11 protein-coding genes are annotated in these 12,168 nt (G+C 61.5%); 3 read left to right on the top strand and 8 right to left on the bottom strand.

Translation table 11 applies throughout. The annotated features are described in order from the left end of the window. Positions 1-54: 54 nt before the first annotated feature. The 6 genes from ACOCLD_RS10160 to ACOCLD_RS10185 form a co-directional block, all read right to left on the bottom strand. Positions 55-2,043: an acetyl/propionyl/methylcrotonyl-CoA carboxylase subunit alpha gene (locus ACOCLD_RS10160; RefSeq protein WP_422909067.1), complete on the bottom strand. Its 1,989-nt coding sequence runs from the start codon at positions 2,041-2,043 to the stop codon at positions 55-57. A gap of 137 nt (positions 2,044-2,180) precedes the next feature. Beyond that, positions 2,181-2,981, bottom strand: a complete 801-nt coding sequence (locus ACOCLD_RS10165; RefSeq protein WP_422909068.1) for an enoyl-CoA hydratase/isomerase family protein — start codon at positions 2,979-2,981, stop codon at positions 2,181-2,183. Positions 2,982-3,086: 105 nt separating this feature from the next. Then, complete coding sequence (gene atuD / locus ACOCLD_RS10170; protein ID WP_257778221.1) at positions 3,087-4,247, bottom strand: citronellyl-CoA dehydrogenase; 1,161 nt, start codon at positions 4,245-4,247, stop codon at positions 3,087-3,089. A gap of 18 nt (positions 4,248-4,265) precedes the next feature. Next, a complete protein-coding gene (gene atuC / locus ACOCLD_RS10175; RefSeq protein ID WP_422909069.1) occupies positions 4,266-5,882 on the bottom strand; it encodes a geranyl-CoA carboxylase subunit beta in 1,617 nt (538 codons plus the stop codon). A 4-nt stretch (positions 5,883-5,886) separates the two neighbouring features. After that, positions 5,887-6,756, bottom strand: coding sequence for an SDR family oxidoreductase (locus ACOCLD_RS10180; RefSeq protein WP_422909070.1), 870 nt, complete (start codon positions 6,754-6,756; stop codon positions 5,887-5,889). A gap of 2 nt (positions 6,757-6,758) precedes the next feature. Beyond that, the gene (locus ACOCLD_RS10185) at positions 6,759-8,558 is read right to left on the bottom strand and encodes an acyclic terpene utilization AtuA family protein (RefSeq protein ID WP_422909071.1); all 1,800 of its coding nucleotides are present in this window, start codon (positions 8,556-8,558) and stop codon (positions 6,759-6,761) included. A gap of 216 nt (positions 8,559-8,774) precedes the next feature. Between ACOCLD_RS10185 and ACOCLD_RS10190 the strand changes: the two genes are divergently transcribed. The 3 genes from ACOCLD_RS10190 to ACOCLD_RS10200 all read left to right on the top strand — a co-directional run bounded on the left by ACOCLD_RS10190 (position 8,775) and on the right by ACOCLD_RS10200 (position 11,182). Next, positions 8,775-9,398 carry a TetR/AcrR family transcriptional regulator gene (locus ACOCLD_RS10190; protein WP_422909072.1) on the top strand — a complete coding sequence of 208 codons (624 nt, stop codon included), beginning with the start codon at positions 8,775-8,777 and terminating at the stop codon, positions 9,396-9,398. Between the two features lie 110 nt (positions 9,399-9,508). Further along, complete coding sequence (locus tag ACOCLD_RS10195) at positions 9,509-10,285, top strand: substrate-binding periplasmic protein (protein ID WP_422909073.1); 777 nt, start codon at positions 9,509-9,511, stop codon at positions 10,283-10,285. A 78-nt stretch (positions 10,286-10,363) separates the two neighbouring features. Beyond that, positions 10,364-11,182: a substrate-binding periplasmic protein gene (locus ACOCLD_RS10200; protein ID WP_422909074.1), complete on the top strand. Its 819-nt coding sequence runs from the start codon at positions 10,364-10,366 to the stop codon at positions 11,180-11,182. Here ACOCLD_RS10200 and ACOCLD_RS10205 read toward each other — a convergent pair. Beyond that, entirely contained in the window at positions 11,133-11,891 is a 759-nt protein-coding gene (locus ACOCLD_RS10205) for a lysostaphin resistance A-like protein (RefSeq protein ID WP_422909075.1), read from the bottom strand. The genes ACOCLD_RS10200 and ACOCLD_RS10205 overlap by 50 nt on opposite strands. A gap of 24 nt (positions 11,892-11,915) precedes the next feature. Then, on the bottom strand, positions 11,916-12,083 hold the full coding sequence (locus ACOCLD_RS10210) for a DUF2897 family protein (protein WP_257778230.1): 168 nt from the start codon (positions 12,081-12,083) through the stop codon (positions 11,916-11,918). Positions 12,084-12,168: the final 85 nt, after the last annotated feature.

Genomic DNA, 12,168 nt, shown 5'->3' on the forward strand with positions numbered 1-12,168 from the left:
AGCCGCGACATGCGTTCAAACCGTCGCGGCTAAAGCCCCTCCCACGGGATGCAATCAACTTTCGCTGGCTTCTATTTCCACCAACAGCTGACGGTTCTTCACCTGATCGCCACGGCTGATGCCGATGCGGCGCACCACGCCATCGATGCTGGCCTTGAGCGGGTGTTCCATCTTCATCGCTTCCAACACCACCAGCAGTTGGCCTTTGCTGACCTGGCTGCCTTCCTCGACCAATACCTCGACAATCGCCCCATCCATCGGTGCCTTGACGCTGCCCGAGCCGGCCCCGGCAGCGCTGCTGACCGGCAGGTGAGTGATGTCGCTGAGTTGCAGGTTGCCGTTATGGCCGAACAGCCAGAGCTGTTCACCGGCCAGGTGATAGGCCAGGCGCTGACGAATGCCGTCCAGCTCCAGGGTGGCCCAGCGGCCGTCGCTGGCTAGCAGCTTAAGGTTGACCTGCTGTTCGCCAATCGTGGCCAACAGGCTGGGCCGTGGGCCGTCGGCCAGCACCTCAAGTTCCACGGCAAATTGCTGCTCGCCCTGTTTGAGCAGAAAGCGCCACGGCGCGCTGCCGGCATTGCGCCAACCGGCCAGACCGCCCTGATGAGCGCGGGCATTGGCCGACTGCTGAAACAGCAGGGCGGCTGCGGCGGCCAATTCAGTCGCTTTGGGTGGCTGCGGGCTCAGGCTCGGGTCATCGGCGAAATGCTCGGCGATAAAGGCTGTGGTGGCATTGCCAGCGGCAAATTCGGGGTGGCTGAGCAGGTTGGCGAGAAAGCGCTGGTTGCCGTTGACGCCCAGCAGCACGCAATCCTCAACCGCACGCACCAGCTTGCGCCGCGCTTCCTCGCGGGTCGCGCCATAGGCGATGACCTTGGCCAGCATCGGGTCATAGAACGGCGTGATGGCCTGGCCTTCGACCAGGCCATGGTCGATGCGCACGCCATCGCGCAGTGCGGGCTCCCAACGCAGGGCGGTGCCGGTTTGCGGCAGGAAGTTATGCGCCGCGTCTTCAGCGTACAGGCGCACTTCCATGGCGTGGCCGGTTAAGGTTATCTCGTCCTGCCTGAGCGGTAGCGGCTGGCCTTCTGCCACGCGAATCTGCCAGGCCACCAGGTCCTGACCAGTGATCAGTTCGGTCACCGGGTGTTCGACCTGCAGGCGGGTGTTCATTTCCAGAAAGAAGAATTCGCCGCTCTGATCCAGCAGAAACTCCACGGTGCCAGCGCCGACGTAGTTCACTGATGCCGCCGCCTTTACCGCCGCCTCGCCCATGGCCTGGCGCAGCTCAGGCGTCATCACCGGGCAGGGCGCTTCCTCGACCACCTTCTGGTGGCGGCGCTGCACCGAGCAGTCGCGCTCACCGAGATAAACAATATTGCCGTATTGATCGCCGAACACCTGGATTTCCACATGCCGGGGTTGGATCACTGCCCGTTCGAGAATCAGTTCGCCGGAGCCGAAGGCGTTTTGCGCTTCGGAGCGCGCGGTACGGATTTGCGCCAGCAGCTCGCAGGATTCATGTACCAGGCGCATGCCACGGCCACCACCACCGGCGCTGGCCTTGATCATCAGCGGGTAGCCAATGCGCTCGGCCTCGCTGCTCAGGGTCTCGTCATCCTGCGCTGCACCTTCGTAGCCGGGAATGCACGGTACGCCGGCTTCGAGCATGGCGATCTTCGACAGGCGCTTGCTGCCCATCAGGTGGATGGCTTCCACGGTCGGGCCGATAAAGACGATGCCGGCGGCCTCACAGGCGCGGGCGAAGTCGGCGTTCTCGGAGAGAAAGCCGTAGCCCGGGTGGATCGCGTCGGCACCGGTTTTCTGCGCGGCCTGGATGATGTTGTCGATCACCAGGTAGGACTGATTGACCTGCGCCGGGCCGATGCACACGGCCTCGTCGGCCAGATGCACATGGCGGGCGCCGGCGTCAGCCTCGGAGTAGACAGCCACGGTACGGTAGCCGAGGTCCTGGGCGGTGCGCATTACCCGGCAGGCGATTTCCCCGCGGTTGGCGATCAGAATTTTGTTGAATGCGGGCATCTGTGTGCTCCTGCTGGTCGATCCGAATTGCATCCGGGTGGCGATTTGCGATCAATTTGTGTGGGAGAGGCCGGGCGGCGATCTGCTTTAGCCGCGAGACATCGATAGCAGTCGCGGCTAAAGCCCCTCCCACGGTTTTATTCAGAAGCCCACTTGGGCGCGCGTTTCTGTACAAACGCCATGGTGCCTTCGATGCCTTCGGCGCCGGTTACCGCTGCAGCAAACTGCTCGGCGGCGCGGTCCAGCAGTGGGCCGAGGGCTTCTTGCTCGGCGGCCAGCAGCAGCGCCTTGGTCTGGGCATTGGCCTGCGGCGCGCATTGGCGTACTTGACTCAGTATCTGGTGCAGGCGGGCGTCGACGGCTTCGCTATCGGCTTCGCTGAAGTGCACCAGGCCCAGCCGCTCGGCTTCACTGCCATTAAAGCGCGCGGCAGTGAGGGCCAGGCGGCGGGTCTGGGTCAGGCCGATACGCTTGACCACAAAGGGCGCGATCTGCGCGGGGAGAATCCCCAGGGTGGTTTCCGGCAGGCCGAACTTGGCATCCTGCTGGCAGAGGGCGATGTCCGAGACGCAGGCCAGACCGAAGCCGCCGCCCAGCACCGCGCCTTCCAGCACGGCAATCAGCACCTGTGGCGTGTTCTGCGCTTCTTCCAGCAGGCTGCCGAAGGCGCGGTTAAGGCTGCGGTAGGCGTCGCCACCGGCCGCACGCGCGCCGGCCATGTCCTTGATATCGCCACCGGCGCAGAAGTGCCCACTGGCGCCGCGCAGCACAATGGCGCGTACGTTCAGATCATTACGCAGACTTTCCAGTACGCCGCGCAGCTCATTGACCATGGCCAGGCTCATGGCATTGCGGCTGTCCGGACGGTTAAGGGTGATGTGCAGCACACCGGCGTCGAGGTTCAGCAGCAGGGTTTCGCAATCGGGTAATTCGGGCATCAGGTCTTCCTCGGTGTTTGCCGCAGCGCGCTTGTGTAGGAGCCAGCTTGCTGGCGATCTTAGGCGCGCGTATCGCCAGCAAGCTGGCTCCTACAGGTAATAGCTCTAGCCCTTCTTTTTTCCCGGCAGAATGCCCATCAGCTTGCAGATAATGCCCAGCATGATTTCGTCGGCACCGCCGCCAATGCTCACCAGGCGCACGTCGCGGTAGGCGCGGGCCACCGGGTTTTCCCACATGTAACCCATACCGCCCCAGTACTGCAGGCAGCTGTCGGTGACTTCACGGCCCAGGCGGCCGGCCTTGAGCTTGGCCATCGAGGCCAGATTGGTCACGTCGCGGCCGCGTACGTACTGCTCGGTAGCCTGGTAGACCAAGGCGCGCAGGCACTCGACTTCAGTCTGCAACTCGGCCATGCGGAAGTGGATCACCTGGTTGTCGATCAGCGCGTTGCCGAAGGTTTTGCGCTCCTTGCAGTAGTCGATGGTGGCGTTGATGCAGTGCTCCAGGCCCTTGATCATGTTGGCCGCACCGAACAGGCGTTCTTCCTGGAACTGCAGCATCTGCATCATAAAACCGGCGCCTTCGTGGCCGATGCGGTAGCGCTGCGGCACGCGCACGTTGTCGAAGAACACCTGAGCGGTCTCCGAGCTGCGCATGCCGAGTTTGTCCAGGTGCGGGCTGACCGAAATGCCCGGGGTGTTCATCGGCACCATGATCAGCGACTTGTTGACATGCGGCTTGTCGTCCGAGGTATTGGCCAGCAGGCAGATAAAGTCAGCGGACGGGGAGTTGGTGATCCACATCTTGCTGCCGTTGATCACGTAGTCACTGCCGTCTTTCTTGGCGGTGGTTTTCAGCCCGGCTACGTCGGAGCCGGCACCCACTTCGGAGACGCCGATACAGCCGACCATCTCGCCAGTGATTGCCGGTTTGAGGAACTCTTCGCGCAGTTCATCGGAGCCAAAGCGCGCCAGCGCCGGGGTGCACATATCGGTCTGCACGCCGATGGACATCGGGATGCCGCCGCAGATGATGGTGCCGAACTCCTCGGCAGCGACGATCGAGTAGCTGTAGTCCAAGCCCATGCCGCCGAATTTCTCCGGCTTGGAGATGCCCAGCAGGCCGAGGTCGCCGGCTTTCTTGAAAATATCGTGGATCGGGAAGCGGCCGTCTTTTTCCCACTGCTCGACGTGCGGGTTGATTTCCTTGTCGACAAAGTTACGGACCGTGCGGCGCAGCTCTTCGTGTTCTTGGGTAAAGATCATTTTTTATTCTCCGAAGGGTTACAGGCGGGCTACGCCGAAAGTGGTGGTTTTAAGCGGACGAACAGCGGCTTCGGCACAGATATCCAGCAGATAGCCGAGCAGCTTGCGTGTATCGCGTGGGTCGATCAGGCCGTCGTCCCACAGGCTGGCAGTGCCGTAGAGCGCGGTGGACTGGCTGTCGAGTTTTTGCGCGGTGACGGTTTCCAGCATGTCGAGCATCTTCGGATCGGCTTCCTTACCTTCCTTCAGGTGCTTCTCCTCGGTGACGATGCGCAGCACCTTGCCAGCCTGGGCGCCGCCCATCACGGCGGTTTTGCTGTTGGGCCAGGCGAAGATAAAGCGCGGATCGAGGCCACGACCGCACATGGCGTAGTTGCCGGCGCCGTAGGAGCCGCCGACGACGATGGTCAGTTTCGGCACGGTGGCGTTGGCCACCGCCTGGATCATCTTCGAGCCGTGCTTGATCACGCCGAGCTGTTCCGACTCGGTGCCGACCATAAAACCGGTGGTGTTGTGGAAGAACAGGATCGGCGTGTTGCTCTGTTCGCACAGCTGGATAAATTGCGCCGCCTTGGCCGCGCCTTGCGGGGTGATTGGGCCGTTGTTGCCGATAAAGCCGCAAGGCTGGCCTTCGATCTGCAAGTGGCCGCAGACCGTCTGGTTGTCGAACTCGTTCTTGAAATCGAGAAAGGCCGAGCCGTCGGCGATGCGGGCGATGATTTCGCGCACGTCGTAGGGCTTCTTGGCATCTGCCGGCACCAGGCCGAGCAGTTCTTCAGCCGGGTACAGCGGCTCGCTGTAGACCTTGGCCGGACGTGCCGGCAGTTGGGCATTCCACGGCAGCATGGCGAGGATTTCACGGGCGATGCGCACGCCGTCGGCGTCATTTTCCGCGAGGTACTCGGCGGTGCCAGCGACCTGGGCGTGCATCTCGGCGCCGCCCAGTTGCTCATCAGTGGCGATTTCGCCGGTAGCGGCTTTCAGCAGCGGCGGGCCGGCGAGGAACATCTTGGCCTTGCCGCGTACCACCACCACATAATCCGACAGCCCTGGCTGGTAAGCGCCGCCAGCGGTGCTGGAACCGTGTACCACGGTGATTTGCGGCAAACCCAGGGCCGACATGCGCGCCTGGTTGGCAAAGCCGCGTGCGCCTTCGACAAAGATATCGGCGGCGTAGTTGAGGTTGGCGCCGCCGCTTTCGGTCAGGGCCACCACTGGCAGTTTGTTCTCGAAGGCGATCTGCTGCAGGCGCAGGGTTTTCTTCAAGCCGGTGGGGGAGATGGTGCCACCCTTGATCGCGCTGTTGCTGGCGGTGACCAGGCAGCGCACCCCGGCGATATAGCCGATACCGGAAATAATCCCGCCGCCGGCCTGGGTGCCGTCTTTGTCATCGTGCAGCTTGTAGCCGGCCAGCGACGACAGTTCGAGAAACGGCGCGCCGGGGTCGAGCAACAGATTCAGGCGTTCACGCGGCAGCAACTGGCCGCGTTTTTCGAATTTGGCTTTGGCTTCGGCAGCCTTGTTCAGGCAGTTCTGTTCGATCTGGCGAAAGCTGGCCACGGCCGCGAGCATGGCCTCGCGGTTTTTGGCGAACTCCTCGCCATGCACATCGATTTCGGATTGGATAACCGGCATGGCGTTACTCCTCGCCCTTGAACACATCTGGCATATACGCCCGGTGGAAGCCGTTATAGGTCTCGCTGTTTTTCGCCTTGCCCAGGCTCCAGGCACGGGTGCCCTGGCTGGCGGCGCCGTCAATGCGGATGGTGTTGCCGCTGATAAAGTTGGCTCCAGGGGTAAGCAAAAAGACGATGGCGGCGGCCACTTCCGACTCGCTGCCGATGCGTTGTAGCGGCACGTGATCCTTGAGGTTGCGGATCATGTTTTTCATCGACTCGGGGTAGGTGTCCATGCCGCTGGAGGCGATCCAGCCCGGTGCCACGGCGTTGACCCGCACACCGGCGTGGCCCCATTCGTAGGCAGCGGTCTTGGTGAAATTTTCCATACCGGCGCGCGCCGCACCTGAGTGACCCATGCCCGGCATGCCGCCCCACATATCGGCGAGCATGTTGACGATGCTGCCGCCATGCTTGCTCATGCTTTGCAAGAAGACTTCCTTGGCAATCAGAAAACCGCCGACCAGGTTGGTGCGCACCACGGTCTCGAAGCCTTTCTGGTTGATGCCGATCAGCGGCGCGGGGAACTGGCCGCCGGCGTTATTGACCAGGTGATGAATCTGCCCACGCTCGGCGACCACGGTTTTCACCATGGCCTTGACGGCCTCTTCATCACGGATATCGCAGACCTGGAAGCTGGCGCTGCCGCCGTCTTCAATGATTTCGCCGCAGGTGGCTTCGAGCTTTTCCAGCTTGCGTCCAACCAGCACCACGTGGGCACCCAAGTTGGCCAGCTCGTGGGCGGTGCAACGGCCGATGCCGCTGCCGCCGCCGGTGACCATGATGGTCTGGCCGTTAAACAGGCCGGGTTTAAACACCGAGTCGTAGCGCATTGTTATTGTCCTTGTTCGAGGCTAGCGGCCAGCGCCTTGGGCACCGGTATCGGGAATTCCAGCAACTGTTGGGCGAAAGCCTTGCCTTGCGGGTCGATGCGCAGGGAGGCGACGCCGCCGCCGCCGAGGGCGTTTTCCAGCAAAAAATTCAGGCTATGGCTGCCCGGCAGATACCAGCGGCTGACCTTGCCGGTTTGCGGATCGAGCGTGTGCTGCATCCATTCGGCCACGGCACCCTCGTTCAGCGCAGCGGCGATCCAGGCCAAGTACTCGGGCTTTCTGGCCATCACACCAATATTGCTGTGGTTGCCCTTGTCGCCGGAGCGCGCCACGGCCAGCTTGATCAGCGGCACTGCCGTGTCGGCTTGGCCGCTCGACAGCGGGGCGGCGATATCGGTGGCGATCTGTGCGCTGTCCAGCACGGTGATCTGCGGCAGCGCGACCGATGTGCGTTCGCCGTCGATTTCCACCTGCAACTGGCAGGCAGACTTGTCGGCAAGAAAGCTGAAAAGGCGGATTACCGGGTAAACCGTAGGGCGGCCGCCGACGATGCCGGTCAGGCCCGGTGCCATACCGGTGGCGGCCTGGGCGATCTCGCGGGAGAACAAAATCAAGGCTTCTTTCTTCGCATGGCGCACGGCGATCTTGATCACGATCTCGCGGCTGTCGCTGCGCTGGCCACGCGGGCCATAGGTGGCTTCGGAGCCGAGCAGTTCGATGCTGACTTCCTTGTAAGGCCCCCAACCGCGTTCGGCGAACATTTCCTCGGTCTTGCGGATGATCGCCTGGCTGACGCGCTGGGCTTTCTTCACCGCATCAAGGCCGGCCATCAGGCAGCTGGCGGTGCAGCGGAAACCGTCCGGGTAGGTGGCGCTGACCTTGTATTGATCAGTCGGCAGCAGGCCGCGCGCGCCTTTCAGCTCCACGCGGTTGTCGCCGACCTGGCTCAGTTGCACCTGGGTGAAGTCGCAAAGCACATCGGGCAGGTAATAGGCCCGTGGATCGCCGATTTCATAGAGCATCTGCTCGCCCACGGTAAAAGGCGTGACCAAGCCGCCGGAACCTTCCGGCTTGGTCACGACAAAGCTGCCATCGGCCTCCACTTCCACCACCGGGAAGCCGATATGTTCGTAGTCCGGCACGCTTTCCCAGTCGGTGAAGTTGCCGCCGGTGCACTGCGCGCCGCATTCTATGATATGCCCGGCCAATGCGGCCTGAGCCAGCTGGTCGTAGTCGCTCCAGCTCCAGCCGAACTCATGCACCAGGGCGGCGCTGACCACGGCGCTGTCGACCACGCGACCGGTGATGACGATATCCGCACCGAGCTTCAGGGCTTCGACGATGCCCGGTGCGCCAAGGTAGGCGTTGACCGACACGCAGAAGGGCGGCAGTGGTGTGCCGCTAAACATTTCTACGGTGCCAGCCTTGGCCAGTTCACCCAGTTTGGGTTGCAGGTTGTCGCCATGCAGCACGGCAATCTTCAGATTGACCCCGGCTTGTTCGCAGGCAGCGGCCAAAGCGGCGGCGCAGGCGCTGGGGTTGACCCCGCCGGCGTTGCTGATTACGCGGATTTTTTTCGCGGCGATCTCGCCCAGCAGCGGCGTCAGCACTTCGACGAAGTCACGGGCGTAGCCTTCATCCGGCTTCTTCATCCGCGCCCCGGCCATGATCGACATGGTGACTTCGGCCAGGTAGTCGAACACCAGGTAATCCAGTTCGGTGCCCTTTACCAGCTGGGCGGCGGCGGTGCTGGTATCGCCCCAGAAGGCGGAAGCGCAGCCGATGCGTACGGTTTTAGTCATTGGAAGAGGTCCGCAACACATGAATAAGGTGATTTGAAGGCTACCAAGCAAGCGCTTGGTTGAAAAGCCCCGCGGCGAATCTTTCTAACCGAAAGTGTGGCCAAGCGCTTGCTTGGGTGGCTGGCGCAGCATAAATTTCACTAATAACGACAAGCACTTGGGCAGCAACGCGCAGGGCGTTGAGCGCAAGGCAAGAAAAGCTGGAGAGCATTTAGCGTGGATGATCAACAAGCGCAGGCGGTGATGCGGGACCTGGTGGCCAGTGGGCAGATCACCGATCCGGACAGCGCGCGCGGCAAATTGCTGCAAACTGCAGCGCATCTTTTCCGCAGCAAGGGCTACGAGCGCACCACGGTGCGTGATCTGGCCAGTGCCGTGGGCATTCAGTCCGGCAGCATCTTTCATCACTTCAAGAGCAAGGACGAGATCCTGCGTTCGGTGATGGAGGAAACCATTCGCTACAACACCGCGCTGATGCAGGCCTCCCTGGCCGAGGCGACCGATTTGCGTGGCCGGGTGCTGGCGCTGATCCGCTGCGAGCTGCAATCGATCATGGGTGGCACCGGTGAGGCCATGGCCGTGCTGGTGTATGAGTGGCGTTCGCTGTCGGAGCAGGGTCAGGCATTTATTCTGGAGCTGCGTGACAACTATGAGCAGCTTTGGCTGCAAGTGCTGGGTGAGGCCAGAGACGCCGGTTATTTCAAGGCAGACCCCTTTATCCTGCGTCGCCTGCTGACCGGCGCGCTGAGCTGGACCACCACCTGGTTTCGCCCGGAAGGGCCGATGAGCCTCGATCAGCTGGCCGAAGAGGCGCTGTCGTTGGTGATCAAAGACGCTTGAGCAAATTGAGCTACGCTTAACATGGCGTTTTGATAGTATTTTGGCGTCAAGTAATTATTAATGCTGTCAGGGCGTCCTGTTGCTGTACCAAGTCCGCTGAGGTCTGTCGTTTGCCCAAGCTGTTCAAGGGGCTGCTTTTCCTGTTTACGCTGGCGCTGGCCTGTACGACCCAGGCGGCCGTTGACGTGCGGGTGGGGGCCTACCATTTCCCGCCGTATGTGGTGAAACCGGAAGGTGACCACGTGGGTGGTCTGTTGCCGGAGTTGCTGCAGGCGCTTAACCAGTTACAGAGCGACTATCGCTTTACGCTGGTCGCGACTTCGACCATGCGCCGTTACCGTGATCTGCAGAGCGGCCGCTTTGATCTGATCCTGTTCGAGTCACCTGGATGGGGCTGGCAAGGCATCGCCCATACCGCGTTGGACCTGCATATCGAAGACGCCGAAGTCTATGTCGCCCGCCTGCAACCGGGTCGTGACCAACATTATTTCGATGACCTGAGTGGCAAGCGCATGGCCTTGTACAGCGGTTATCACTACGGTTTTGCCGATTTCAATTCGGACAAGCAGGTACTCACCCAGCAATACAATGCGGTGTTGACCTATTCCCATGACAGCAACCTGATCATGCTGCTGCGTGGCCGTGCCGATGTGGCGGTGGTGACGCGTTCATACCTGCGCGCTTATCAGCAGCGCTACCCTGAGCAAAGCAGGGCGCTGCTGGTGTCTCAGCGGGTCGATCAGGTTTACCAGCATCAAGCGCTGTTACGACCACAGTCAGCTATTTCGCCGCAAGCCTTCGCGGGCCTGCTTAAACAACTCAATCGCGATAAACAATTGGAACAGTTGCTGGGCCGATACCACTTGCGGGAAGTTTCCGTACCCTAAATGACTGAAAATGCTCTGTTCGGTCAGGTTCGCCTGGAGTAGGCTGCAAACAACAAAAAATAAGGACGTTGGCGTCGTATGGGGCTTTTGGGGCGAGGGTTCAGGATATGTAGCGCGGCGCTGGCATTAGTGCTGGCGCAGTCGGCAATTGCCGCGCAGGAAGTGCGTGTGGCGGCGGTGTATTTTCCTCCTTATGTATTCAAGGCTGAGCAGAATCAGCCCCGCGGGTTACTGGCTGAGTTGTTGACGGCCCTGAATCAGGCGCAGAGCCAATTCAGCTTTGTCATGGTGCCTACGTCGATCAAGCGACGCTTTCGCGACCTCGAACAACAACGCATCGACTTGGCGATTTTCGAAAATCCCGGCTGGGGTTGGCGGGATGTACCGCACGAGGCCCTGGATATGGGCCTGGAGGACTCCGAAGTATTTGTCGCGCGGGCTGAACCGGGGCGCGACCAGCGCTACTTCGATAGCCTCACCGATAAGCGCCTGGCGCTCTACCACGGTTATCACTATGCCTTTGCCCAGTTCAATGCCGAGCCGGGCTATCTGAGCAAAACCTTCAATGCTTCGCTAAGCCATTCCCATGAGAGCAATCTGCTGATGGTGCTGCATCAGCGCGCGGAAATTGCGCTGGTGACGCGTTCCTATATTGGTGAGTTCCTTGAGCGCAATCGCCAGTTTGCCGGGCAGTTGCTGATTTCCGAGCGGGCCGACCAGCGTTATCGCCATCACGTGATCATGCGCCCTGGGGCGCCTATCAGCCCTGAACAGTTCTCAGCGATTCTTGAGGGGCTGCGGGAAAGTGGTCAGCTGGCGCAGATTTTTACCCGCTACCAGGTTGCCGTTATTCCAGGCGCAAGGGGTAGCTTAAAAGCAGTAGGTGCAACAGATTGACTGCTCCGTGCAGGGCAATGGCCAGGCTGATGCGCCCGCTGAAGTGGAAAATCAGCCCGTAACCCAGACCCGCGACCCCGGCAATCACGGCAAACAGTGGGCTGAACGGGATATGCACGGCAGCGAACAGTAGCGTTGTCAGGCCAATCCCGAGCCAGGCTCCCAGCCTGCTGACCAAGTAGCGCTGCAGTACTACGCGAAACAGCAACTCTTCGGCCAGCACGGCCACGCCCAGATTGACCGCCAACCACAGCCACAATTCGTTGGGCCATTTCGGCTGCCAGCCTACCAACCCAACGCCCATTGCCAATACCGGCACGGCCAGCAGGGTGAGTGCGGCTGTCAGCCAGACACGGTAGGTCAGTGGCCTGTTTGCAGCGGGCTGCCCCAGCCACCAGGCCAGCAGGGTTACCCCGACCAGCAGCTTGTCCCACGACAGGCGCAGCGCGTAGGCTGGGGCATCGTCGCTGAACTGGCGCGCTGGCCACAGGGTGGTGGCAGTGAAACCTGGCACGGCGTGCGCTGCCAGGGCGGTGCAGGCCAGCACGCTGAGCAGCGTCCATAACCCGGCGGGCAGGCGTTGTTCGGTAAACAGCAGCAGGGTTATCAACAGTACGCCGGCCGTGAGACCTATAGGCTGGATATAACCCAATGCCAGCCCTGTACCCAGGCACAGAATTGGCAGCAGCAAGCGCAGATGCAACGGCATGGCACGTCCTTGTTGGGCGAGGGCTTAGCGTTCGCTGGCGTCCTTGGCTTCTTGTTCCAGCTGGCGCTGGCGGATCTTGGCCAGTTGTTCTTCGCTCAGCGGCAGCGGTTTTGCAGTGCGCAGCAGCACCATCAGGCCGCCAATCATGGAGCCCAGCACCAGAAGCATCAGCAGCCAGATATACCAGGTCATAACACCATCCTTGCAGGGTTGAGTTGCCACCATAGCGTGCGGCGGCCGGCAATTAAACGGCAACAGCGTACCGCCGTGGGGCACG

The sequence above is a fragment of the Pseudomonas cimarronensis genome, assembly GCF_049331905.1.
In the GTDB taxonomy this organism is placed as follows: domain Bacteria; phylum Pseudomonadota; class Gammaproteobacteria; order Pseudomonadales; family Pseudomonadaceae; genus Aquipseudomonas.